This window comes from Paenibacillus farraposensis (assembly GCF_020736845.1).
Taxonomy (GTDB): domain Bacteria; phylum Bacillota; class Bacilli; order Paenibacillales; family Paenibacillaceae; genus Paenibacillus; species Paenibacillus farraposensis.
Window position 1 is genome coordinate 322,927 of the sequence record NZ_JAFFQR010000112.1, and the last position, 25,531, is coordinate 348,457.

At 46.5% G+C, this 25,531-nt stretch carries 25 protein-coding genes, 2 tRNA genes and 1 pseudogene; 3 read left to right on the forward strand and 25 right to left on the reverse strand.

Features of this window, described 5'->3' with window-relative positions; genetic code table 11:
- Position 1 precedes the first annotated feature (1 nt).
- The 10 genes and pseudogenes from JO375_RS20025 to nrdR all read right to left on the reverse strand — a co-directional run bounded on the left by JO375_RS20025 (position 2) and on the right by nrdR (position 6,446).
- A complete protein-coding gene (locus tag JO375_RS20025) occupies positions 2-748 on the reverse strand; it encodes a DeoR/GlpR family DNA-binding transcription regulator (protein ID WP_229526119.1) in 747 nt (248 codons plus the stop codon).
- A 526-nt stretch (positions 749-1,274) separates the two neighbouring features.
- Positions 1,275-1,520: a family 1 glycosylhydrolase gene (locus tag JO375_RS20030; RefSeq protein WP_229526120.1), complete on the reverse strand. Its 246-nt coding sequence runs from the start codon at positions 1,518-1,520 to the stop codon at positions 1,275-1,277.
- 344 nt (positions 1,521-1,864) lie between these two features.
- Positions 1,865-2,140, reverse strand: a complete 276-nt coding sequence (locus JO375_RS20035; RefSeq protein WP_229526121.1) for a hypothetical protein — start codon at positions 2,138-2,140, stop codon at positions 1,865-1,867.
- 41 nt (positions 2,141-2,181) lie between these two features.
- Entirely contained in the window at positions 2,182-2,373 is a 192-nt protein-coding gene (locus JO375_RS20040) for a hypothetical protein (RefSeq protein WP_229526122.1), read from the reverse strand.
- Positions 2,363-3,643, reverse strand: coding sequence for an SGNH/GDSL hydrolase family protein (locus JO375_RS20045; protein WP_322098761.1), 1,281 nt, complete (start codon positions 3,641-3,643; stop codon positions 2,363-2,365). The genes JO375_RS20040 and JO375_RS20045 overlap by 11 nt, the downstream gene beginning before the upstream one ends.
- A gap of 524 nt (positions 3,644-4,167) precedes the next feature.
- Positions 4,168-5,046: a radical SAM/SPASM domain-containing protein gene (locus JO375_RS20050; protein ID WP_229526123.1), complete on the reverse strand. Its 879-nt coding sequence runs from the start codon at positions 5,044-5,046 to the stop codon at positions 4,168-4,170.
- Positions 5,047-5,337: 291 nt separating this feature from the next.
- Positions 5,338-5,581: pseudogene (gene rhaM, locus JO375_RS20055) on the reverse strand (L-rhamnose mutarotase); the annotation flags it as partial.
- 118 nt (positions 5,582-5,699) lie between these two features.
- Positions 5,700-5,772: transfer RNA gene (locus JO375_RS20060), tRNA-Lys, on the reverse strand.
- A gap of 12 nt (positions 5,773-5,784) precedes the next feature.
- Positions 5,785-5,860: transfer RNA gene (locus JO375_RS20065), tRNA-Ala, on the reverse strand.
- 118 nt (positions 5,861-5,978) lie between these two features.
- Positions 5,979-6,446, reverse strand: coding sequence for a transcriptional regulator NrdR (nrdR, locus tag JO375_RS20070; protein WP_229526124.1), 468 nt, complete (start codon positions 6,444-6,446; stop codon positions 5,979-5,981).
- 105 nt (positions 6,447-6,551) lie between these two features.
- Here nrdR and JO375_RS20075 point away from each other — a divergent pair, with 105 nt between their 5' ends.
- Complete coding sequence (locus JO375_RS20075; RefSeq protein WP_229526125.1) at positions 6,552-6,776, forward strand: alpha/beta-type small acid-soluble spore protein; 225 nt, start codon at positions 6,552-6,554, stop codon at positions 6,774-6,776.
- Between the two features lie 118 nt (positions 6,777-6,894).
- Here JO375_RS20075 and JO375_RS20080 read toward each other — a convergent pair whose 3' ends face one another.
- The 11 genes from JO375_RS20080 to JO375_RS20130 form a co-directional block, all read right to left on the reverse strand.
- A complete protein-coding gene (locus JO375_RS20080; protein ID WP_229526126.1) occupies positions 6,895-7,458 on the reverse strand; it encodes a lytic transglycosylase domain-containing protein in 564 nt (187 codons plus the stop codon).
- Positions 7,455-8,051 carry a dephospho-CoA kinase gene (gene coaE / locus JO375_RS20085; protein ID WP_229526127.1) on the reverse strand — a complete coding sequence of 199 codons (597 nt, stop codon included), beginning with the start codon at positions 8,049-8,051 and terminating at the stop codon, positions 7,455-7,457. Before coaE ends, JO375_RS20080 begins: the two co-directional genes overlap by 4 nt.
- An 11-nt stretch (positions 8,052-8,062) precedes the next feature.
- A complete protein-coding gene (locus JO375_RS20090) occupies positions 8,063-8,833 on the reverse strand; it encodes an MntP/YtaF family protein (protein ID WP_229526128.1) in 771 nt (256 codons plus the stop codon).
- Positions 8,834-8,943: 110 nt separating this feature from the next.
- The gene (mutM, locus tag JO375_RS20095; protein ID WP_229526129.1) at positions 8,944-9,774 is read right to left on the reverse strand and encodes a DNA-formamidopyrimidine glycosylase; all 831 of its coding nucleotides are present in this window, start codon (positions 9,772-9,774) and stop codon (positions 8,944-8,946) included.
- Between the two features lie 70 nt (positions 9,775-9,844).
- Positions 9,845-12,499: a DNA polymerase I gene (polA, locus tag JO375_RS20100; RefSeq protein ID WP_229526130.1), complete on the reverse strand. Its 2,655-nt coding sequence runs from the start codon at positions 12,497-12,499 to the stop codon at positions 9,845-9,847.
- 177 nt (positions 12,500-12,676) lie between these two features.
- The gene (phoU, locus tag JO375_RS20105; RefSeq protein ID WP_229526131.1) at positions 12,677-13,336 is read right to left on the reverse strand and encodes a phosphate signaling complex protein PhoU; all 660 of its coding nucleotides are present in this window, start codon (positions 13,334-13,336) and stop codon (positions 12,677-12,679) included.
- A gap of 30 nt (positions 13,337-13,366) precedes the next feature.
- Positions 13,367-14,125 (reverse strand): phosphate ABC transporter ATP-binding protein PstB, encoded by a 759-nt coding sequence (gene pstB, locus JO375_RS20110; RefSeq protein WP_229526132.1) that lies wholly within the window; start codon positions 14,123-14,125, stop codon positions 13,367-13,369.
- 214 nt (positions 14,126-14,339) lie between these two features.
- A complete protein-coding gene (locus JO375_RS20115; RefSeq protein ID WP_229526133.1) occupies positions 14,340-14,561 on the reverse strand; it encodes a hypothetical protein in 222 nt (73 codons plus the stop codon).
- Between the two features lie 159 nt (positions 14,562-14,720).
- On the reverse strand, positions 14,721-15,452 hold the full coding sequence (locus tag JO375_RS20120) for a response regulator transcription factor (RefSeq protein ID WP_229526134.1): 732 nt from the start codon (positions 15,450-15,452) through the stop codon (positions 14,721-14,723).
- Between the two features lie 129 nt (positions 15,453-15,581).
- Positions 15,582-17,384, reverse strand: a complete 1,803-nt coding sequence (pnpS, locus tag JO375_RS20125; RefSeq protein WP_229526135.1) for a two-component system histidine kinase PnpS — start codon at positions 17,382-17,384, stop codon at positions 15,582-15,584.
- 143 nt (positions 17,385-17,527) lie between these two features.
- On the reverse strand, positions 17,528-18,397 hold the full coding sequence (locus JO375_RS20130; protein ID WP_229526136.1) for an SDR family oxidoreductase: 870 nt from the start codon (positions 18,395-18,397) through the stop codon (positions 17,528-17,530).
- Positions 18,398-18,635: 238 nt separating this feature from the next.
- Here JO375_RS20130 and JO375_RS20135 point away from each other — a divergent pair, with 238 nt between their 5' ends.
- Positions 18,636-19,724 carry a low temperature requirement protein A gene (locus JO375_RS20135; RefSeq protein WP_229526137.1) on the forward strand — a complete coding sequence of 363 codons (1,089 nt, stop codon included), beginning with the start codon at positions 18,636-18,638 and terminating at the stop codon, positions 19,722-19,724.
- A gap of 117 nt (positions 19,725-19,841) precedes the next feature.
- On the opposite strand, the gene JO375_RS20140 is transcribed toward JO375_RS20135, so the two are convergent.
- From JO375_RS20140 to citZ, 4 genes are all read right to left on the reverse strand, one after another.
- Positions 19,842-20,258, reverse strand: coding sequence for a hypothetical protein (locus JO375_RS20140; RefSeq protein ID WP_229526138.1), 417 nt, complete (start codon positions 20,256-20,258; stop codon positions 19,842-19,844).
- Positions 20,259-20,532: 274 nt separating this feature from the next.
- Positions 20,533-21,474, reverse strand: a complete 942-nt coding sequence (gene mdh, locus JO375_RS20145) for a malate dehydrogenase (RefSeq protein ID WP_229526139.1) — start codon at positions 21,472-21,474, stop codon at positions 20,533-20,535.
- 15 nt (positions 21,475-21,489) lie between these two features.
- Entirely contained in the window at positions 21,490-22,785 is a 1,296-nt protein-coding gene (icd, locus tag JO375_RS20150; protein ID WP_229526140.1) for an NADP-dependent isocitrate dehydrogenase, read from the reverse strand.
- A gap of 151 nt (positions 22,786-22,936) precedes the next feature.
- Complete coding sequence (citZ, locus tag JO375_RS20155) at positions 22,937-24,049, reverse strand: citrate synthase (protein WP_229526141.1); 1,113 nt, start codon at positions 24,047-24,049, stop codon at positions 22,937-22,939.
- Positions 24,050-24,393: 344 nt separating this feature from the next.
- Here citZ and ytvI point away from each other — a divergent pair, with 344 nt between their 5' ends.
- Positions 24,394-25,512, forward strand: coding sequence for a sporulation integral membrane protein YtvI (ytvI, locus tag JO375_RS20160; RefSeq protein WP_229526142.1), 1,119 nt, complete (start codon positions 24,394-24,396; stop codon positions 25,510-25,512).
- Positions 25,513-25,531: the final 19 nt, after the last annotated feature.

Genomic DNA, 25,531 nt, shown 5'->3' on the forward strand with positions numbered 1-25,531 from the left:
GTTATCCCTCGATTATCTTAGTTTTCTGAGCAATGGATCGGCGTGAGCTTTCAGGTACCGATTCGGTAATAAGGATAGCTTCCTTGAGTTCGAACAGTTTGGCGAAGGTAACTTCTCCAATTTTACTGGAATCCGCCAACACATAAGTTTTGCCAGACAGCTGGTGAGCTCGCCGCTTAATCAGCGCCTCTTCAGGATCAGGGGTGGTATACCCCATTTCCACATCTACCCCATTCGTTCCCAGAAAGCACTTGTCGAATCGAAAATTGTCCAAATTCTGTAGGGCAATACTCCCGATTACCGCTTTGGTATGAGTTTTCATCATCCCTCCCAGCAGATAGCTTCTGATTCGCTTGCTTACCAGTGCTTCTACGTGGGATAGACCATTTGTCACGACCGTCACGTCTTTAGCTTCAATGTAAGGAATCATCGCCATCGTTGTTGTTCCCGCATCCAGATAAATACATTCGCCATCCAAAATTTCTTTGGCAGCCATACGGGCGACTACATTTTTTTGTTGAACGTTTTTGAATGTTTTTTCTTCCATGCCAGGTTCCTGACTTTTCTGATTCAGCAAGGTTGCCCCGCCATGAATCCGCTTTAGTAACTGACGGCCTTCAAGATCTATCAAATCACGCCGAATCGTTGACTCAGAGGCTCCCAACAGATCAACTAATTCCTGCAATTTTACAACACCACGTTCTTGTAAGCGCTGTATTATTAACTTGTATCTTTCTTCCGTCAGCATCTTCATTCCTCCAACTGTTCATATCGTACCACAAACTTGATAAAAAACAATCATTTTTCTTCAAAAAGATTCAAAAAAATTCATCCCGACTTCATTTTTTACCAAACGGTGGATTCCTGCTCCAATCATAATGGTTACGTTTACATTGTAAGGAAAGGGCATCCATTTTTTATGTAAATTCTTTCTTCTTGCATAGGAATTCTGCAATAAACATTCATAAACTTTCTGACGTTTAACCAGCAGCACCATTTTATCATTATTGAAAAAATATTGCGCACAATTCATAAACGGCTTCTGCACGTAACAAAAAGGAGAACAAATGAATAGCATCAATTGCGTAAAAACCATATACCTCCCTTTTTCACCCTTCTCAATGTGCCATTTCCATCGTTGTCTTTATCCACGTAGATCAGTTCATATCTCTTCTTATCTCTCCTGTTTCTGCACTGGACAAGGTGAATACTTCCCAAAAGGCGTATAACCCAGTACTTTCACACCGTCTTCAGGATAGCTTTTTTCATCTCTTCTACATACCGCTGAGATAATCAATTCGATATGGATCATGAACAAGACTTTCTTCTTCAAGCGTATCCACTGCACCTAGCCCGTTCTCCACAATAAAAAGCGGAATTTGGTACTTGTGATACAACCAATTCAGCGTAATTCGAAGACCGACCGGGTGCCATCCCCATTCACTGGCTGGCAAAAGCGGATTTTTGTAGCCGCTAATCTCATTTCCTTCACTCCTGTCTTCGTTTGTTGGATCAGCCATAACAACAGTGCCCTCTTTGAGAATCTGCTCATCTTCAGGCGAAGTCTGAATGTCCAGTTCAAGTTGCAGCGTAGGACGTCGGATGAAGAAACATACCTCCTATAACAAACTCAGGATATTATTTCTTTTCCGATTTTGACCGCCTTGGCACTAGGCACCAGTATGTAATGGGTAGCCTGATAACGGTTTCTTTTTGTATTACAGTTTTGAGAAAAGGGTTGTCCCGTCATTTTCATGACTTATGGACAGCCCCTTTTTTCCACACAGTCCAATCATGACCCCATCGTTCCTCATACCAAACATGAGGTACACCGTGTTGAGCTAAATAAGCGTGTGTTCGGTCGCTAATCTGCTTGAGATAGTCCTGGTCGCCGTAGGAGAGCCAGAGCAAGCGTAGAAGTGATGACGCTTCTGATTTCCCGACGTCCATACAGGGTAGCTTGATTCAATAAAGGAATCAAATCTTGAAGCAAATCGAATAGAAATGTCTCGAAAGCTTTTATTTTTTCAGCAGCATGCAGGTCTCCCTCTGCCCTGTCATTCGGCATAGCGCGACCATTAGGAAAAACGACAATCATGGGTTCGAACTTGCCATCATCGTACAAATTATCAAGAATCACCTGTGGAACGGCATAATTATGCCATTCGGTTTCGTCTCCGCCTATCCCGTGCAAAAGATAAGCACGTTATACTTATGTCCCTGGGAATATCCGGGTGGAGTATACACCATCGCTTTACGTGGATTCCCAACCGTTGTCGAGAAATACTGTATCATTTGGATGCTGCCGCGGAGTATATTTTCCCTGTACTTGTCATACCCGTTTTTCGAAATGACGTCCCGCTTACTGGACATAACCAAATCCAAGGATAGTAAACCGTTTGCCCGCATGACCTTCCGCCATTTCGATTTCTATTGTATGCTCCCTAGAATCCTGCTCATTGTATAAAATCACGGCATTGCAGTGAGTCCAATTCACCTTACGCGGATCGGCCACTTTCACCAGCTTTCCATTGACCCGTATATTCGCGCTTCCAAAATCATTGCTTTCAGAATCCTTGAAGACCATAATAAGGCGTTTACTCCGCAGAATCATCTTAAAGCGGTGGTTTCCTGTTTTACTGGTATGCATCCAGTTGTTAGGGAATTGTGGTGTGCCGTATGAATGATCATCCATCTCTACCAGTTGCAGCTCGTTGTCCGTTTCCTTAAAACCACCTGCTTCGATCCAGGCGACCTTCTCGCCATTCAGACGATCCAGCAGTTTTGTACCTACAAAGTCGTTCCCGATCAGCGGTGGCTTTGCATTCGGGTAATACTCCCCGTCAGGGGCGGATTGATCAGTTATATGGAAAAGCTGGCCCAGACAGTCGGCCATGAAGTGATGACCATCATTAGTGGGATGATAGATATCGTAGAAAAATTGCTTTTTGGAGATAACATTCCCCTGAGCCTTGGTCCATTTAAATTGCTCCACTAAGGCATCCTTCACACTGACCATCGGCAGATCATAATGCCATCCGACAGGAGCGAGACGATCTTGAAGATTCCAGTCGTTCTGAAACACGCTAAAGAGCAGGATTACCGCCGGCTTGTTTTCTGCCCCAAGCGCCTGTATTACCAAGCTCTCGTAACAATTTCCTTTGGTCTCATCGTCTGCATCGTTGACAGCAAACTCCACAATCACAATATCCGGCTGGACCTTCCCATCCCGCAGGACATCTCGCTCATAACGAACGATGCCGAGCTCTGAAGGCGTGCCACCTACTCCTGCTTTGATCAAACGAATCGAGTTGTTATTCGTTGGTCCGAACATGCGCTTAAACAGATCATACGAGCGATAAGCGTAACTATTCAGATGAAGAGGTATCGCTCCTGCCCCGTGAGTAATGGAACCACCAATATATGCGATGGTGACCGGCTTGCCGCTTTTGGCTTTTTCAATTGCAGCCTTTAATCTGGTATTATTTCCTTTGTTCAAAAGAGACTTAGCGATTATATTGCGATAGGCTTGTGACTCGAAATCAACCGGGGGTTCATTCGTGGCTTCAGGAACACCGTGCGGATCACGTGGGGCGTTTGGACCTTCTGTTTCATTTGTTGCACCCGATGCAGAATTAGGCATGGATATCATCGTCCTTTCCTCTCCCAAGTTATTAAGAGAGCTTTGAAGATAAAACCACAGCTCGGCTATTTGATTGTGCAATCTGCTCCCTTATGATTAAAGTTTAGCGCTTACATTAGAATCCAGCAACCTGTGAATAAATGTTTTTTAGCCGAATAAAGTAATTATTTTCCTATCATCGGATTTAACTATAGTTTCCCGGGAAAACGCTTCAATTTGTGCAGGAGCTGGCATTACACTCGGTAATATAGAAATCTGTTTCTTGAACTGGGTTATTCAGAACAGGAGATTAGCAGAAAGCTTGAAGAAATCTTCGCCTCCAATCGGTGGGGAGCGGTTCCGAGCCCTATGATTATGTAGAACAAGCAAGAAGAATCCTTCACGCCTTTAATAGCCCTGTTTTATGTAGAGCAATTGAATTTATGCTTTTTTGGAGCTCCAACGAATAAGGGGCAGCCATCCTTCCTGTTATTGTCGCCCAATAGGCAAAAAAAGCCCTGTAAAAGGGCTTAGTCTGCACATGATCAAGTTCCAAAACGTTTACGGTACCCGCACTTCCGGCACAGCTCCTCCACCGCTTCTCTCCTGGAAAACCCGTAATACAAGCGATTGGCACGCTCTCCTTCCACAATATCGGTAAAGGATTGCTCGTGCACGTTCCCCAGATTAATAACACCTTCGCCATCAAGGCAGCATGGGACAACCGTTCCATCCACCAATACTGCCGCCTGGCTGCGAAGCGCATGGCAAAAGCCTTTGCCGTCATCTTCAGGGGCGCTTAGGCTGGGCCATTCGAATTCGTGGTCCTGATTTAAATAAATATTAGGGGCAAGCCTTACCCCGCTCCCCGGAATAACCTTTTCTTCAATTCGGTAGTCCAATCCAAACTCCTGTTCCAGCTGCTCAAGTGTTGCTCGGTTGCGCTGACGCTCCGCATTGGTCAAATTATCTGGCGTCAGGTTCCAGAGACGAAACGAAATAATGATATTATGTTTCACAGCTTCGTGAACAAACGTGAAAATATTACGCAAATATCCTTCCCGGTCCACGGAGCCTTCATGACCGTCAAAACTGTGGAGGGAAAAGTTCATCTGACGCAGCGCTGGCTGTCCGAGCAGCTTATGTCCGATCTTCGGCAGCAAGGTGCCATTAGTCGTTATATTGACCTTTAAGCCTTTCTCATGAGCACTTTCCAGCAACAGATCAATTTTGGGATGGAGCAGCGGCTCTCCTTTGACATGCAGATAAATGTAATCCGTATGCGGCTTGACCTGCTCAAGCACATTCCGAAAGACCTCCGGGTCGATAAATTTTTTGACACGCTGTGTCTGAGGGCAAAAGCTGCAGGCAAGATTGCAGATGCTTGTGATCTCAATGTATACCTTTTTAAAATTTTTCAACATGATTTCCCCATTCTAACCTTCGTCCTGAACATCTTGTTATGCTCTCTAATCTCATGATTATAACGAGTTATCACCGACAGGTAAACTCTTCGGTCTCCCACCTGGTGTGGGCTACAGCTGTTGTCCGTCATCCATTTGCCTGAGGCCGACCATTCCATGATGAATAAACGAATTGAAACCGGGTTGTAAGGCACCCCATTCATCTCGGTCCAGCAGATGAACACAGTTCGTCTGTACGGCAGGAAGCCTGCGGAGACTCGCGCAAGTTTGCCGTAGGCAAGCTGATCTCCCATCAGGATTTGTCTCTATTAGAGGCTCCATATAAGCCCACCATTTTGGGCAAAAATCAGTTTGAGCCATTTGCTCCCATTTTTCTTTATCTTCGATTTCCAAGAAAGCAAATAAGCCCCCGTTTCTTCATCAAGAAATATTGAATAGTTGTGTGCACCGTGCCTTTTTAGCACTTCAGCCTTTCCGGCCAAAGTTTGTCGTGGCGGCGCTTATACTCTTCATAATAGTCAGGAAAGACATGCATAATACTCGCTTTAGGATGAATTTGTTTATCTATTTATCCTATAATGTTACCAGCAAATATTAATATCGGAGTCTTAGAACAACAAAAAAACGGCATTCCTGCCGTTTTTTCTAAAGGATGGACTCTCAGGGACTCGAACCCTGGACCAATTGATTAAGAGTCAACTGCTCTACCAACTGAGCTAAGAGTCCATAATCAAATATTGGTGGAGCCTAGGGGGATCGAACCCCTGACCTCATCGCTGCCAGCGATGCGCTCTCCCAGCTGAGCTAAGGCCCCATTTTAAATATTTCGTTTCAAGCGACTTCTATATCATATAAAATATTTCATCCTTTGTCAATACTTTTATAAAAAAATAATAAACATTCCCCACCATTACCCCGGACACAGTCAGCGATCAATCGCTGGCTGTATCTTTGGATAACAGTGTTTTCAGTTCCTTCATAAACATATTAATGTCCTTGAACTGTCGATAGACGGATGCAAAACGCACGTAAGCGACTTCATCCACAGGGTAGAGCTGTTCCATAACCAGCTCACCGATCTGCTGGCTGTCCACCTCGGTGACAGCCGTGTTGCGGATCATATTTTCCACCTGGGACACGATCAAATCCAGCTGCTCGACCGATACAGGACGCTTCTCGCAGGCACGAATAAGACCGCGCAGCATTTTATCACGGCTAAACTCTTCGCGGCTTCCATCCTTTTTGATCACCATAAGTGGGGTTTCCTCCACCATTTCAAAGGTGGTAAAACGCCTGGCACACTGTTCACATTCACGGCGGCGGCGAATGGACTTGTTATCATTCGCAGGTCGCGAATCCAATACTTTCGTTCCATTATAGGCACAATACGGACATTTCATATCTTATCACTTCCTTTTTCCAATAAATTCACGTTACTTTACAGTAATAATTTTGTCGGAACAGATCATAATAGGTTTACCACGTCGCGAGGAGGTGAACAACAAATGGCACAAGGAAACAATGGCAACTCCAACAACCTGGTAGTCAGCAAAGCCTCCGGCGCTCTGGAGCAAATGAAATATGAAATCGCTCAAGAGCTGGGTATCAGCATTCCTCAAGATGGATACCAAGGTAATATGACTTCCTATGAAAATGGTTCGCTCGGGGGTTATATCACAAAACGCCTCGTAACAATTGCCGAACAACAATTGGCAGGTCAATACCAATAATCTCGGTATCAATGTAGATGTTACAAAAAAAAGTGTAAGGATAGGCTGCACAAATACAGCCTGTCCTACGCTTTTTCATTTTAATGCCAACAGGCTTATATTGTCATTCGTTTGCCACTCAAAATTCATTATAAATTCTTGTATATTGTCTATAGTAGTAAATGACCCGCTGTACATAATGTCGTGTCTCACCAAAAGGAATTTGCTTTATATTCTCTTCCTTTCCGTCCCACACCCCCTTGTTAAGCCACTCTCGAACTTTACCGGGTCCTGCATTGTAAGCCGCTACGATCGCTACCGGATTATCTTGAAATTTGACGGACAGGTTATGCAAATACCAGGTTCCCAGTTCAATGTTGGTCCCAGGCTCATGCTTTACATTGTCGAGCGGTACCTTCGGAACCTGAGCGCTGTCCATAATCCAGTTGGCGGTATCAGGCATAATCTGCATCAGTCCCAATGCGCCTTTATGTGACTGCTTGCTGGTTTTGAAATTCGTTTCTACACGGATAATAGACGCCACTAAAAAAGGGTCCACTTGATACGTCTTCGAATACTGGCGAATTTCATCCTTATACTGAATCGGATAAAACCACGACATCCAGTTGGAGCTAAAAAACAGAACTAAAACAAAACCGACAAACAAAGTGAGCAGGACTCTTTTTTTACGCAGTATCTTCATGCAAGTCCCTTTCGTTGCCAAAACAGATCAATTTGTTGTTTTGTTTCAGCTTGTGTACCACTATTGTCAATGACGATATCGGCCATCCTTCTTTTTTGTTCGATATCCATTTGTGCAGACAATCGAAGCTCTGCCTGCTCCACTGTTAATCCATCTCTAATCATCAAACGTCGAAGCTGAACATTACGCGGTACATACACAACCATAATTTCCTCGTATAAGCTCTCAAGCCCGGACTCGTACAATAACGGGATATCCGCCAAAACAAGCTTGTCCGGCTGCTCCCGTTCGAAAGCTTCCATGCGCAGACGCATTTCCTCACGTATGGCCGGATGGGTAATATCATTAAGCGTCTGACGCTGGACAGGGTCTGCAAATACAATCTCGCCCAGCTTTTTACGATGCAGGGTTCCGTCGCTGTTCACTACAGCTTGTCCAAAATGCTGTATGACCGCCGCCAGCACCGGATGCCCCGGAAGCATAACTTCCCGGGCAATGGCATCTGCGTCGATCAGCAGCGCACCTTTGGCGACCAAAAGAGCCGACACGGTGCTTTTTCCGGACGCAATCCCCCCGGTTAATCCGATATTCATGCTCTTTCACCTCATAACAGCTTCAATATGCCCATCATAATCAGTAGTAATGCAGGTAACACACCCAGCGCCTTCATAAATCGGAATGCCGACAGGAAGAAACCTGCCTTCATCCCTGCGATCAAAAACATCCCGCTGAATAATGTAATAGCCAGCGCGGTAGATAAGGGCTGAAAGCCGAGCATGGCTGCGCCTAAACCTGCTCCAAATGCATCGATGGATAAGGCGATGCCCAGCCAAACGGCTTCCATGGCGGATATACTACCGGAACGGTCCACATCCGCAGCGGACGGGCTTCGCAAAATACGAATAACCAGGCCCCATTTGCGGAGCTCCAGAGAAAATACCGTTCGTTCCTGCGGTACCCCGGAAGAATCCGGATAAGCCGCGACTGTGTCTGCCTCTACTACATCCGTCTTCTCCGCCAGAACAGATCTGCTCACAGAATCAGACTTTTTCTTCAACAGTAAATTCCCAGGAACTCCCGCTGGATCATCCGTCAAATCCTCCTTGCGATGCAGATTTTGAATCAAGGAATAACAGCCGATACCGATCAGGATAACGGCGCCAAAGACAGTCGTATATACAGGAGACAAGACATGAGATAGCAATGCACCCAATTGCATGGATATGCCGATCACCAGACCTGAACAAACTGAAATGATCGCGATTGACAACAATGGAATTTTTAACTTGCGCAGACCATATGTAGCACCGACTCCAAAACTGTCCAAACTTAGCGCAAATGCCAGTAACAGCAGGGCTCCCCAATGATTAGCCACTTCAATTCCCTCCATTGCGAAGGAAAGGGCCTTTAACAGCCCAAGCCCTTCCCTGTATTGGTACTTAGGATAGTATATGAGAGGGATAGGCTTTGGGTGACTGTAACTATTTAACGCAAAGGCTGGCAGACGGGGCAATGATGCGTGCCGCGTCCAGCCACGACAGACTTTTCGATCAATGTGCCACAGTTTGCACAAGGCTTGGCATTACGTCCATAAATTTGCAGTTGATGCTGGAAGCCGCCCGTTTTACCTTGTCCGTTGACGAACGATTTGACGGACGAGCCTCCAACCTGAATCGACGCGCTCAGCGTCGAAACAATAGCTTCATGGAGAACTTTAAATTGACTGTCGGTCAGGGTTTTTGCCGGCTGTGCCGGATGAATACCTGCCTTGAACAATGATTCATCCACATAAATATTCCCGATACCTACAACATATGACTGGTTTAATAGCGCAGCCTTGATCGAAGTCGAACGAGTTCCGACAGCGGCGTGAAGCTTTTCCGGTGTAAAGGACTCGTCCATCGGCTCAATACCGAGCTTGTTCAGCGGCTTTTCCAACAAATCCTGTCCTGCCGGAAATAAGTGCATCGTTCCAAACTGACGCACGTCCTGATAACGCAACTCCGTACCATCATTAAAATGAAAGATGACATGGGTGTGCTTTTCCACAGGATCATCCTGTGAATACAACCCATAGCGCCCTTCCATTCTAAGATGGGAGACCAGCACTAGCCCGTCCAGCAAAATCCGCAGAAATTTCCCGCGTCTCTCTACCCCCGTAATCCGGTGGCCGGCCAGTTCCAGCGCAAAAGCGTGAATATCATCGGGCCGTTGAATGATTCGCGGCAAATTTACGGTCACATGATCTATATGTTTATCAACGATCAGCTCATCAAGTGTTCGCTTAATCGTTTCTACTTCCGGTAATTCCGGCATGATGTCTCACCTCATCCTATATTATAGCGGAAGCAGCGTCAAAATGGGACTATCTACTCATTGTAAAAACTTACTTTGCTTCGTACCAGTTAGAACCATAGCTTACCTCAGCTTTAAGTGGCACAGCCAGCTTTAACGCGGCCTCCATCGTAGCCGGGACAAGCTCCTTCATCGTTTCTATTTCCTCAGGCGGGACCTCGAACACAAGCTCATCATGCACTTGAAGCAGCATACGGCTGCGGAGGTTGCGTTCTCGAAGCGCCGTGTCCATCTGTACCATCGCGAGCTTGATAATATCGGCTGCAGTCCCCTGAATCGGAGTATTCATTGCTGTACGCTCGGCGAACGAACGCAGGTTGAAATTGCTGGCGTTAATTTCTGGCAAATAGCGTCTGCGTTCCAGCAGCGTTTTTACGTAACCGTCCCGCTTCGCATCCTTGACAATATCGTCCATATAACGGCGAACGCCTTGAAATACGTCAAAATACTGGTCAATAAATCGGGCCGCTTCCTTGCGCGTAATATTCAGATTTTGTGACAGGCCATAGTCGCTGATCCCGTATACAATTCCAAAGTTGACCGCCTTGGCAGAACGCCGCATATTGGAGTCCACCTCTTCTGCCGGAACACCGAACACATCGGATGCGGTTTTGGTATGGATATCCATATTGTGGACAAAGGCTTCTTTCAAACGGTCATCATCCGAAATATCAGCCAGCACCCGCAGCTCGATCTGGGAGTAGTCAGCCGCCAGAATAGACCAGCCCGGCTCCGATGGCACAAATACTTTCCGAATTTTTCGCCCTTCCTCAAGCCGTATCGGAATATTTTGTAAATTCGGAAATTGGCTGCTCAAGCGCCCTGTTGCAGCGACCGTTTGCCGGAAATACGTATGCACTTTACCCGTTTTCTCCGAAATTTCCTTAAGCAATCCTTCCACATACGTCGATTGGAGTTTGGCAATTGTGCGGTACTGCAAAATGTTCTGCACAATATCGTGGTATGGCGCCAGCTTTTCCAGCACCTCTGCATCGGTCGAGTAACCGGTTTTCGTCTTCTTAATAACGGGCAGTCCCAGCTTATCAAACAAGATTTCACCAAGCTGCTTGGGTGAATTCAAATTGAACTCTACGCCAGCAATGCTGTAAATCTCACTCACCAGCTTTTCAATCTGGGCTTCAAATTCTTTACCCAAAGCACGCAGGTCCTCTACGTTCACCATAACTCCCTGCTTCTCCATATCGGCCAAAATGCGAGACAACGGCATTTCCAGCTCATGGAACAGCTTGTTCATTTCCGTTCTTTCCAGCTCCGCCTGCTGTACAGGTACCAGCGCTTCGATCACCGCAGCCTTGCGCGCTACATGGTCCGACAGTACATCCACTTCAGGCACTTTATATTTAGCGCCTTTGCCGAATACTTCGTCATCAGGCCGAATGGACGACAGACCATATTTGGCCGCCAGCCCGCTTAACGTCTGATTGGCATCAGTCGGGTCCAGCAGGTATCCGGCTAGCTGCACATCAAATCCGGCTCCGGCAAACTCAATTCCGTGCCAGTGCAGGGCCAAATCCGTACGATGCAGATCATGGCCGCGTTTTTTGCGTTCAGCGTCAGCCAGCCAGTTGCGAACAGGCGCTGCCGCGTCGCTGTGCAGCGCATCCAGCGTCATAAAATACTGCCGCCCCGTTGCGGCAAATATCAATCCTACAATTTCAGCATGATGCGGATTGTCGCCATGAGTCTCCACATGCAGCACATCGACATGATCCAGCATCTCTATCAATTCGCCCATCCGCTGCTCATCCAGTACGGTCACATCAGCCAGGGCTTCCTTTACATCTTTCCCTGTACTGCCAACCTCGCCCGAAAGGGATAAACGTTCCAGCAAGGATTTGAACTCCAGCTTCGCCAACGCAGGTCCGGCCGTTTCTGCCTTCAATCCACCGAAGACGACATCCTCTAACTGTTTATCCAGCGTTACATCGCGATAAATGGTTGCCAATTCCTTGCTCATTCGCGCATCATCAGCATGCGTTTCAACGCGTTCTTTCATTTTGCCTTTCAGCTCGTCCGTATGCGCCAGAACCTCTTCGACTGACCCATATTGGTGCAGCAGTTTTAGCGCTGTTTTTTCCCCTACACCCGGAATTCCAGGAATATTGTCCGACGTATCGCCCATCAGTCCCTTCAGGTCGATAATTTGCAGCGGCTTCAAGCCGTAGCGCTCCTGAATTTGTTCAGGTCCGTACGTCTCTACCTCGGTTACCCCCTTGCGAGTCAAGCCGACAGTGACATGATCGGAAGCCAATTGAAGCATATCCTTATCCCCGGTTACGACCAATACATTGAAGCCCGCTTCGTCTGCTGTTTTGGACAAGGTTCCTATAATATCGTCCGCTTCATAGCCATCCAGTTCGAACTGGGCAATGCCGAAGGCGGCCAACAGCTCTTTCAGCAGCGGAAATTGCTGGGACAGCTCTGGCGGTGTTTTCTCCCGTCCTCCCTTGTAATCCTCATACCCCTTATGACGAAATGTAATTTTTCCGGCATCAAAGGCAACCAGAATATGTGTCGGCTTGTGCTCCTCCAGCAGCCGCAATAGCATGGTTGTAAATCCGTACACCGCGTTCGTTTGCTGTCCGCTTGAATTCGTTAACGGTGGCATTGCAAAAAACGCCCGATAAATAATACTGTTGCCATCTATGAGCATAAGTTTATCCATTTTGCACCTCACAAGTTCATCAATGCATTTGTAACGTTCTTACGTTTTACGCATTTCTCTTTCTATCTTAACACACAAGCCGCCTTTTTCAGAAAAAAACGGCTGCTTCCTACCCCCAATTGCCTCTTGCTTAAAGACAAGTCTGGGTCAGAAACAACCGTTATATTCCCGAACGCTTTACTGATTTAAATCTGGCCGCTCCCCGGTCACGAGATATACGGTGCTTTCACCGATATTCGTAGCATGGTCGCCAATCCGCTCAATATATCGTCCTACGAGCAGCTGCAGCATGGCTTGTGAAGCCTCGGCCGGTTTTTCGACCATAAAGGCATACAAATCACTGATCATACTGCTGTACATAGAATCGACCCGGTCATCCTCCTGGGCCATTTTATAGGCCAAATCGGTATTTTCATCCAAATATGATCGAATGGCATCGTCAATCATTTCTTTCACAACGGCGGCCATGCGAGGAATATCCACCAGCGGCTTTATCATCTGCTGCCCTTCCAGACGCAGCGTGACCTTAGCAATATCGAGTGCCAGATCGCCCATCCGTTCCAAATCACTGGAAATTTTAAATGCAACAATAATCCGGCGTAAATCCTTGGCTACCGGCTGCTGGGTAACGATGAGCTTGGAGCCCATGTCCAGGATATTCTCTTCCAGCGCGTTAAGGGATGCATCATTTTTGACTACTTGCTGAGCCAACTCGGTATTTTGGGTCTGCAAACATTCAATCGCCTGATCGAGCGCCTTCGAAACATGTGCACCCATTTCGCGCAGTACGGCTCTCAGCTCATCCAATCCTTCATCAAAACCTTTTCTACGTATCATTTCGAAGTCACCCCTTCTGGCTGGTTGGCTTTAGCCAAATCGCCCGGAAATATAATCTTCTGTGCGTGAATCCTGAGGTGTGGAGAACATGGTCTCTGTATCTGCCGCCTCTACCACGACGCCATTCAAAAAGAACGCAGTCCGACCGGATACACGTGCCGCTTGATGCATGTTATGCGTCACCATAACGATGGTATACCTGTTACGCAGTTCTTGAACCAGCTCTTCAATCTTGACCGTGGAGATTGGGTCAAGTGCAGATGTGGCCTCATCCATAAGCAAAATATCCGGCTGTACTGCAAGCGCTCTGGCTATGCACAGCCGCTGCTGTTGTCCACCGGACAAGCTGAGGGCTGAACGCTTGAGAAAATCCTTGACCTCTTCCCAAAGTGCCGCCTGTCGCAAGCTTTGCTCGACCAGTTCGTCCAGCTTTTCCTTTTGCCGGATGCCATGCAGACGTGGTCCGTAGGCCACGTTATCGTAAATGGATTTGGGAAACGGGTTAGGCTGCTGAAAAACCATCCCAACCTGCTTGCGCAACGTCTCCACTTCCATCGTATCACCATATATATCCTGACCTGCGATACTCACGATACCTTCAATGCGCGTTCCCGGTATCATATCATTCATCCGGTTCAGCGTACGAAGCAGAGTTGATTTGCCGCAGCCCGATGGACCGATGAAGGCTGTTACCGTTTTTTCAGGAATATCGAGGTTAATATCTTTCAGCGCATGAAATTTCTCATAATATAAATTCAGCTTATCAATCCGGATTACCGAATCATTCATCGATTTATGATCTCCTTCGTGTTGCAGTTATGGTCCTCAAGCATTGCACCTGATTTGCACAATACGAAGATTATATAAGCTGTGTGTAAAATCAGTGTGATGGATTTGTTAACCGTATGTAAAATGCTCATGAATTCAGCATAAGCTCAAGCTCTTTGGCAATTCCGGCTGCGTTCAGGGCTGCTTCCTCTGCAGAACGGAACATTTGGCTGTTTTATCCCTCATAATAATCCCCAAGGGAAAGCTCATTTTTATCAACGACGATGACACAAGGAATATCTTCCTGCATCTTCATCAGGGCTAACAGTTCTTCACAAGACATATCCGTACCAATAATCGGAACTTGCCAGCATGGCACGTAAGCAGTAATCCGTTTGTATGTATCACGTTCAATCACAGCAGTGGAACTCATCTGGGTCTTTGGTTCCGTCATCATCGTTCTGAAGTCCCCTTTTTTTAACTACTTGGAGTGACGGGAACATCATATCGGTCAATTATTGATTGTAACGACCATGTTTGTTAACGGAATGTAAAATCACAAATTGGCCACAAAGTCGCCTTACATTATATTGAAACAAAAAAAAGCGCCCCTCATTTATAACAAATGAGAAGCGCTTCTTTTTTTATTTACAACCAGTTTGTAGCCTACACCGCGAATCGAGTCAATATGAACCGAGTCAGGGTCAAGCTCCAGCTTTTTGCGTAATGAGCTGACATGTACATCCACCGTCCGCTGACCGCCAATGTAGTCAAAGCCCCAAACCGCGTTCATCAGATCATCCCGGGTGAGCACCACGCCCGGCTTGCGGGACAAATAGAGAAGTACCTCGAATTCCTTGGGCCTTAAGCTGATGGACTGGCCTCCAAGAATGACTTCATATTTTTCAGGGTAAATCTCCAGCTCGCCCAGTTGAATTATGGAGCCATCCTTCTGGTCAGGCAGGACGCCTTCATCCCCGCCAGATGTTCTTCGCAGCACAGCTGTCACGCGGGCCAGCAGTTCAGAAACGCCAAACGGCTTCGTAATGTAATCATCCGCACCTGATTTCAGCCCTTGCACAACCTCGGCTTCACCGTTTTTAGCCGTTAAAATAATGATTGGCGTCGTCAGTCCCTGATGTCGCAGTTTGCTCAGAATATCCAGTCCGTTCATACCGGGCAGCATCAAATCCAGCAGGATCAAATCATAAGATTCTCTGGAGGCTTTTTCAAACCCTGCACTGCCATGATCCTCCGTGTCTACTTCGAAACCCTCTTGTATCAAATTGTAGGATAGCAATCTGGCAAGTGTCGGTTCATCCTCAATAACCAGCAAGCGTTGTCCCATAAATATTCTTCATCTCCTGTTTACCTGTTAAAGGTGCATTGGTCAAAATTCCGAAATCTGTGCCATACTCTTGCGATACCCGTACATTTTATCACGACATTGTTAACAGAATGTAAAAATAGTAATAGTTCATTCTTCCTGTTGCAGTAATGGCAATTCAATCGTAAATGTGGTGCCAATACCAAGCTCGCTTTCGACCGAAAGTGTTCCATGATGCAGATCAACCAAGTGCTTGACGATGGACAATCCCAGACCCGTTCCGCCCGAGTTGCGCGAGCGTCCTTTATCTACCCGGTAAAAGCGCTCAAAAATACGCGGCAAATCCTTTTTCGGAATCCCGATGCCTGTATCGCTGACCGTAAATACCACACGCTCCGTATCATGATCGCGTTGCACTGTCACAACCTTGATCTTCACCTTGCCGCCGTCCAGTGTGTAGTTGATGCCATTAGACAACAGGTTCAGAAAAATCTGCTGGAGCTTATCTTCATCTGCTTCCATATATAGTTCATCAGGAATTTCCATATGCAGTGTAATCCGTTTTTTGGCAGCGACATTATTCAGTTTTTCCAGCAATGATTCGATAAACGATGAAACATGAATTGGCGAGCAATCAAGCGAAGACCGCTTGGACTCAATTTGGGATAGCTCCAGAATGTCGCCGATCAGCCGGTTCAGCCGTTCACTTTCATCATAAATAATTTGTAAAAAGGAACGGGATGTTTCCTCATCCTTAACTCCGCCGCCAAGCAGCGTTTCGGCAAATCCCTTGACCGCAGCAATCGGTGTTTTGAGCTCATGAGAAACATTCGCTACAAATTCGCTCCGCATGCTTTCCAAACGGCGAATTGCCGTAATATCCTGCAAAAGAAACAACATACCGCGGTAACCGCCGTCATCCTCGTACATAGGCACACCATCCAGCAAAACCAGCCGTTCCTCGGGATTGTACAAATGCACCTCACCGTGCAGTTTTTCACGGCTTTGTATACTGCCCTCAATCAGCTTCGTCAGCTCATAATGTTTCTTCAACTCGTGGTAGGGTTTATCTGTCACGCGTTTACCCGCCACACCAAGCATCCGCTCAGACTCACGGTTTACAAGCGCAATACGCTCCTCGGCATCAATCATCAGAATTCCACCGGTCATATTACTCATGACGCTCTGGAGCAAATCCTCATTATCACGTATCGTTTTCATTTGGTTTTGGAGACTGTCTGCCATACGGTTAATCGCTTCACCCAACTGCCCTACCTCGTCCCTGCGCTGTACACCCACTCTGGCGTCATAATCCAGTCCGGAAATGCGATTAGCTACACCCGTAATGTGTTCAATGGGTGAAGTGAGGCCGCGGGCGATGCGATAGCTGACCAGCCCGGCAGCGAGAAACAGCAGCACAAGGCCTATTCCAATGGCCATCCAGCCGCGCTGTATGCCCTCCTCTACCGTTTTCAGATTCATGGACAAGCGAATATATCCGTCAAAGCCCTTGTCCGACACCACAGGCTCTGCGACGTACAGCATGTTGCGCTTCAGAGTTTCGCTATAGCGAATCGTACGTCCAATGCCTTCTGTCGAAGCTTGCTGAATTTCTTCACGGGATGCATGGTTTTCCATCTTGCGCGGATCGCTGAGCGAATCGCCGACCACTGTCCCATCCTTGCGAATGAAGGTCACGCGCGATTGGGTCAGACGGGCAATTTCCTTGGCCTTTTCGGAATAATAAGAGATGTAATCTGTGCTGGAAAGAGGGTCTGTATTGACAAAAGGAAATGTAGCGCGAAGCAGGTCGATCTCTCGTCCCATGTTCTCCTCAAGCACCTTCATATTCGAATTTTTAAAAATTTGCCCCATCGTAATTCCAGCAGCCAGAACAGATACACCAATCACAATCAGCATAATGACCGTCAGCCTGAAACGAAACGATTTCATACAATACGCCCATCCTTTGGTAAGTAGAAATTTTTATAATGATGATACGATGTAGTTCAAGTAACATTCTACAGGCTGGCTGTACTTTGTACCACTGCTATAAAAAGAAAAGGTCAGGACATACACTGTCCTAACCTTTAAACTTACCCGTTAACGACTTCACCGCCGTTAATATGAATGACCTGCCCGCTGACATAAGAAGAGTCATCTGAAGCAAGATATACATAGGCTGGCGCCAGTTCTTCCGGTTGGCCCGGACGCTTCATGGGCTGTGTCCCGCCAAACTCGCTGACCGTTTTGGCATCAAACGTGGACGGGATCAGCGGTGTCCAGATTGGACCCGGTGCTACAGCATTGACTCGAATGCCCTGTTCCACCAGATTGAGTGAAAGCGAGCGAGTGAATGATGTAATCGCCCCTTTCGTGGAGGAATAATCGATGAGTGTCTTGTTGCCGACATATGCGGTAATCGACGTTGTATTGACGATGGCGCTCCCTTTCTTCAAATGCGGCAATGCGGCCTGTGTCAGGAAGAACATACCGAAAATATTGGTACGGAAAGTGCGCTCCAACTGTTCTTTGGTGATAGCCTCCAGCTTTTGCTGAGGGTGCTGCTCGGCCGCATTGTTGACGACAATATCGAGCTTACCCAGCTCATGAACCGTCTGCTGGACCGCCTTTTTGGCAAATTGGTCATCTCCGATATCACCCGGGAGCAGCACGCATTTGCGTCCCTCCTGTTCCACCTGGCGCTTCGTTTCTTCCGCATCCTGATGCTCATTCAGATAGATAATGGCTACATCAGCACCTTCTTTGGCATACGTCACGGCTACAGCTCGACCGATTCCGCTGTCTCCGCCAGTAATAATGGCAACTTTACCTGTCAGTTTGCCGGCTGCTTTGTAAGTCGGCTTTTCAAACTGGGGAGCAGGCGACATTTTGGACTCCATCCCCGGTTGCTGTTCTTGATGCTGGGGAGGCATCGTTTGCTGGGCTTGGTTGCTTGTTGTCATACAAATTCTCCTTTCAAAATCAGATATCTTGTTTAGGATGCAACTTTTATGTCCACTCTACTCTTGATTTACCTATCCGCTTTCGGATTAAACGACATGAGTGATGATTATACTGAGATCATTAAAAAATAAGGTATCCCAACAACTTTTGGTCTGCTAGACTATGAATAGCGCCGTGTATACGGATAGCAAAAAAAGAGATTCAGTGAAAATTGCATGAGGGGGTTCATTCAACAAAATGCTGGAAAAAAAAGTGACCTGGCTGGAGCTTTTTTATGACTTGCTCTTTGTGGCCGCTGTTTCCAAAGCCACTTATGTTCTATTGCACGTGGAGCATGGTAGTATTGCAATAGAGCATTTGGTCAAGTTTCTTCTTATTTTTATTCCTATTTGGTGGGCTTGGGTAGGACAAAGCGTATACAACAACCGTTATGGCCAAGATACGACAACACATCGGATCTTCATCATTCTGGAATTATTTTTTGTTCTGATTATGACAGCCAGTCTGGATGCTGATTTTGACGCTAATTATGCACCATTTCTTATCGGATATATCGGGTTAAGGGCTTTAACGGCAATCCAGTATCTCGTATCAGCCCAAAGAGAAAAGGATCATAAGCAGGAGACTGCCCACTTCTTTGGAACCTATTTCTGGCTTGGAATGATCATTTCATGCTGCTCTATCTTTTTCGATTCACCACTTCGCTATGTCATTTTATACGCAGGGATTGTGATTGACATCCTTGTTCCATTAATAGGCCGTAAAAACCTGGTAAAAACGCCTATCCATACAGCCCATTTATTAGAGCGTTTTGCCCTGTTCACCTTGATTTTGCTGGGTGAATCGGTTATCAGCATGCTGTCTGTATTAAAATCCGATAAATTCACACCTTCGTCTATTGGATTCGCGGCCTTAGCCTTTATACTCGTTATTGCGATTTGGTGGCAATACTTTGAAAATGTAGAAAAACGAGTAGATAAGACAAAACAAACAGCCGGACAAACGATTATTTACGGCCATTTGTTCATTTATTTTTCACTCAGCATGATTGCGGCTTCCATACAGCTCTTATTCCTGGAGCAGCTGGCATACCTGTTCATCCTTTGTTTTACTTTTGCCTCTGTCTTCATTTACTTCTTATCCGTCATGCTTGTATTTCATCAGTATCGGTTTCATCATTTGAAGCCAAGTTTCAAAGTAATGCTTTTATTATTAGGTCTGTTATGTATTTTGTTCATCTTCAATCTTGTTATTGTGGCCCCCCCTCACCTTATCGTAGGTGAACTTATGTTGTTTTTTATTGTTTTTGCAAAAGCAACCGCATGATCAGACCAGGGATTCGTGAAATTCCGCTATTGCAGCTCGATATAGCCAAATGGCCTGCGCTTAAGAAGCGCAGGCCATTTTATGGAAACTCAGGATTTCGTAAAATCCCTTAACGCATTAAATAATGTGGCTATACACCATTAAAAATGTAATCAAAATCAGGAAGACAGCAAGCAGGGTACTGAACATCCGCATTTTGCCTGCATATTGAGTCATAGGCTGCTGGTTACGAATGGCTTCCAGCGACAACCGCAACGGTTTGCCCATGGCACCTGCGATCCCGGAAATCGCCAGAAACAACAGCACGACAACAACGATCCAGGCCACGGAATAGGAGTTCCAGGCAACAATCATATACACACCGCTAACAAGCATGAGGATCAGTGCAAATTGAGCCAGACGATTCAATAGCTGAACCGCCGATAGCGTCCCTTCCTGCACGGCAGGGGTCATTCTATCAATTTTGCCCAAGACAAAGGGGAGCAATAAATAGAAGCCCATCGCCAGCGATCCGATCACATGAATAAAAAACATCGTTAACAACCTCCATTCCCTGTATTTCTAACTTATTCATTTTCCATAGAACGGCCATATCCCCATGATAAGACTGTCATTCATTCGTTTGGGCCATTCTTTTCTATGTATCTATCATATCATACGAAATCTATTATACCGGGGAAGTACAGCAAAGCAAAGAAATACGGAGAGGAAAATTTCAGCCATGATGGGGCAAAGACAAAAGAGGGGCCTGCAGCCAATGATATGGCTTTTGGGCCCCCTAACAGGAATTAAAATTTTAAATACGTGCTTAAACGTTGACTACTTTAATTATACTGCGAACCGATTCGGCAGATTGATCCAGTGCAGCTTTTTCTTCGGCTGTCAATTCCAGTTCGAACACCTTTTCGATCCCATTGCCGCCAAGAAGTGTCGGCACACCGAGGAACAAGTCCTGATAGCCATACTCTCCCTCCAGATAGGCAATGACCGGAATGATCCGCTTCTTGTCTTTGACAATCGCTTCAGTCATCTGCGTTAGCGAGGCTGCCGGTGCATAGTATGCACTGCCATTTCCCAGCAGGTTCACAATCTCACCGCCCCCCACACGCGTCCGCTCCACAATCGCGTTGATACGTTCCTGCGAAATCAGGGTTTCGATAGGGATGCCACCGACGCTCGAATAGCGCACCATCGGCACCATATCATCACCGTGGCCGCCCAAAACGAAGCCGCGCACGTCTTCAACGGATACGTTCAGCTCCTGTGCGATAAAGGTACAATACCGCGCTGTATCGAGCACACCCGATTGACCGATGACCCGATTCTTCGGGAAACCAAGCGTATGGTATGCAGTATAGGTCATTGCATCGACCGGATTGCTCAAAATGATGACGATAGAATCCGGTGCATACTTCTTTATGTTATCGCACACGGATTTTACGATCCCTGCGTTGGTATTGACCAAATCGTCACGGCTCATACCGGGCTTGCGCGCAATTCCGGCTGTAATGATAACGATGTCTGAATTGGCTGCATCTTCATAATTGGAAGTACCTGTGACCAGGCTGTCAAAACCCTGTACTGGACCGACCTCTAAAATATCAAGCGCCTTGCCCTTGGTCGGATTCTCAAATTGCGGAATATCGATCAGCACGATATCGCCCAACTCCTTTTGAGCGAGCATCAATGCGGTAGTGGCACCCGTAAAACCGGCGCCAACAATAGATATTTTTTTACGTTGAATGGTCACGTGACATTCCCCTTCCTACAGATTACTAATAATGGTATCTGCAAATTCAGAACATTTCACTTGTGTAGCGCCATCCATCAGACGGGCAAAGTCATAAGTGACGATCTTATTATTAATGGACGTTTCCAGCCCTTTATAAATCAGGTCGGCGGCTTCTTTCCAGCCCAAATGCTCAAGCATCATAACACCGGACAAAATCACAGAACCAGGGTTTACTACGTCTTTGTCCGCATATTTTGGCGCTGTGCCATGTGTCGCTTCAAAAATGGCATGCCCAGTAACATAGTTAATATTGGCGCCTGGAGCGATACCAATTCCGCCCACTTGAGCAGCCAAGGCATCGGACAAATAGTCCCCGTTCAGGTTCAAGGTAGCAATAACGTCAAATTCGGACGGACGTGTCAGTACTTGCTGCAGCGCAATGTCAGCAATCGCGTCCTTGATGATGATTTTGCCCGCTTCCTCTGCCGCTTTTTGAGCTGCATTTGCCGCATCCTCACCGTCTTTTTCCTTAATTTGATCATATTGTGCCCAAGTAAATACTTTATCAGCAAACTCTTGCTCAGCTACTTCATAGCCCCAGTTTTTGAACGCACCTTCGGTAAATTTCATGATATTGCCTTTGTGTACGAGCGTTACGCTCTTGCGTCCGTGATCAACAGCATATTGAATCGCTGCACCCACCAGACGTTTTGAACCTTCGGAGGAAACCGGCTTTATCCCGATCCCCGAGGTTTCAGGGAAACGGATTTTATTCACACCCAGCTCTTGCTGGAGGAACTTTATAACCTTTTTCACATCTTCAGAGCCTTCGGCATACTCGATACCTGCATAGATATCTTCTGTATTCTCACGGAAAATAACCATATCTACCAAATCAGGCCGTTTTACCGGAGAAGGCACGCCGTTGAAGTAACGAACAGGCCGCAGGCATACGTACAGATCCAACTCTTGTCGCAATGCCACGTTCAAGGAACGAATGCCACCGCCAATAGGTGTCGTAAGTGGACCTTTAATGGCTACAATATACTCACGGATGGCTTCCAGAGTATCGTTAGGCAGCCACTCACCGTACGAATTGAAAGCTTTCTCACCAGCAAATACTTCATACCATGCAATTTTTTTGGTGCCGTTATATGCTTTATCTACAGCGGCATCCAGTACGCGCTTGGATGCTTTCCAAATATCGCGTCCGGTGCCATCACCTTCGATAAACGGAATAATCGGATGGTTCGGAACCTGTAGTTGACCGTTATCAATCGTAATCTTTTCACCTTCAGTTGGGAGCTCAAACTTTTCAAATTTCACCATAAGTTCCTTTTCCTCCTCAGATATAATTGAGTACAGAGCCAAAAACATGATCGTTATCACAGACAAAAAATGTCTGTCTCTCGCCGCATCTTTATTGTACCTTATTTTTTAAATTCAGGGTATCCATCCTCAATATTCCTCTGACATACGATTAGCGCAGCTCTGGCGACACATATTTTTGATCTATTGGTCCTGTATACTCGGCACGCGGACGGATCAGACGGTTATTTTCGTACTGCTCCAAAATGTGCGCAGTCCACCCGGACACACGGCTCACCGCGAAAATCGGCGTAAACAAGTCTCTCTTGATCCCCAGCTGGGTATAAACGGAAGCAGAATAAAAATCCACATTCGGTTTCAAGCCTTTTTGCCCTGTCACAATTTCCTCAATGCGAACCGACATATCAAACAACATGGTGTCACCGTTCATTTCGCCCAGTTCACGAGACATTTTCTGCAAATGCTTGGCACGCGGATCACCGTTTTTATAAACACGGTGCCCAAAGCCCATAATTTTTTCGTGGTTATCCAGCTTGCCCTGGATATACGAGTCCACCTGATCCAAACCGCCAATTTCCTCCAGCGTTCTGGCAACAGCTTCGTTGGCTCCACCATGCAGCGGCCCTTTTAAAGCGCCAATGGCAGACGTAATCCCTGAATAAATATCCGACAATGTAGCTACCGTTACACGGGCGGCAAAGGTCGAAGCATTTAATTCATGATCAGCATGCAGCACAAGGGCCTGATCGAACGCTTTGATAGCCGTCTCTTCCGGGTCTTTGCCAGTGAGCTGATACAAAAAGTTTTCAGCGATGGAAACACTCTTTTTAGGCGCAATCGGCTCCAAGCCTTCGCGTATACGCGCTATGGCTGCCACAATGGTGGGCAATTGCGCCTGAAGCTTGACGGCTTTGGTCACATTGGACTCTCTCGACATATCCTCCGCCTCAGGATCATACAAAGCGAGAGATGATACGGCTGACCTCAAGGCAGCCATCGTGTTCAAATCCTTCGGGTACAGCTTTAATTGAGTAATGATTTCCTCTGGAACAGCAGCATATTCACTTAATTGGTTGCGCAGCTCCTGCAATTGCGCTTGATCGGGCAATTTTCCAAACCACAGCAAATAAGCTACCTCTTCGAAATCGGCGTTAACTGCCAAATCATCAATGTTATAACCCCGGTACGTGAGAACGCCATCTACGATAGAGCTAATAGAGGAGGTGGTTGCTACAATCCCCTCCAAACCTTTAGTCGCTGTCATCGTTACATCTCTCCTTTGTAAAAACATTGTGAACGGACTTGCAATGTAAACATTTTCAAAAGTAGATTATATCTTTTATAGAGCTAAGTAACGTTAACGCCATATGTCAATATTTAAACCCTCTTTTACTATACTGGATTTTGTCGTTTATGTGAACATTAAGGGCTGTTTCGACACATTTAAATGTTTTATCGCTGTTATAAAGAATTTTTTGAAACCACTTACATTTCTGAAATCCGATTTGCACTTTTTTACATAAGGTCTTGTCTTCCCCCCTCTCCGCATATGTATAGCAGAGTACTTGTTTTGTGGAATAAGATTATAAAGAAAGGAGCCGTGAAAGCTTGAACCGATTAATCCTAAACCGCATATGCCGTGCTCTGTGGGTCGCTATCATCATTACATCGCTGATGCTGGGCATATACGTCCTGTTCCCGCTCGTCTATCCTTTCCTGCTCGCCTGGCTTGTAGCCTATGCCATGAATCCGCTGGTTCGTTTTCTGCGTATAAAGGCCCGCATGCCGCGCTGGATGGCTGTCACGGTCTCATTATTTGTATATTTAGGCGGAATCGCCATTGTTCTATCTGCGGCAATAACAAGAATGGTTCGCGAGGTCATAAAGCTCACTATGACGTTTGACGGGCATATTGAGCATTTTAAAAGCCTGTTCATCGACTGGACCCAAAGCGATCTGATTCAAAACATAATTAACGAAATCAACCATTTCATTCGTAATAATCCGGATTACCAGCATACCATTAACAGCAATATTGACAAAACAACACAAACGGTCAGTTCGGCTGTTACTACGCTGGTCGCCCAATTTTTTAATGGCATTCTGAATTTGCTGACCTCTTTGCCTAATATGGGTGCCGTGCTCATGGTGATCGTCTTAGCCGCTTTTTTTATCAGCAAGGATTGGGACCGGCATAGCCGGCTGCTGGCCAATACGGTTCCTGATACGATTCGCAAGCCGTTATCGGGGATATGGCACGATCTGCTCAAGGCGCTGTTCGGCTATTTGCGCGCCCAATTTATTATCATTTCTATTACCGCATTAACGGTCATTGTCGGACTGTTCATATTGCGTGTGGATTCCGCCTTTACCATCGGTTTAATGATCGGGCTGGTGGACTTGCTGCCTTATTTGGGGATTGGCCTGGTGATGATCCCGTGGATACTGTATGCCTACATGTCGGGGAATTTGGCATTGGGGGTAGGATTATCGGTCCTCTATACCATCCTGTTGGTTGGACGGCAGATTGTGGAGCCCAAGGTGCTAGCCAGCAGCGTGGGATTGAACCCGCTTCCCACCCTTATCGGCATGTTCATCGGGCTCAAGCTGTTTGGTGTTTTGGGGCTGATAATCGGTCCTGTCTCACTCATCGTCGTCGATGCCCTGAATCGCGCGAATGTCATTCAGGACTTGCGCAACTATATACTTGCCGGACGGGTGCGCTAATGAAACAAGCAAAGCCACC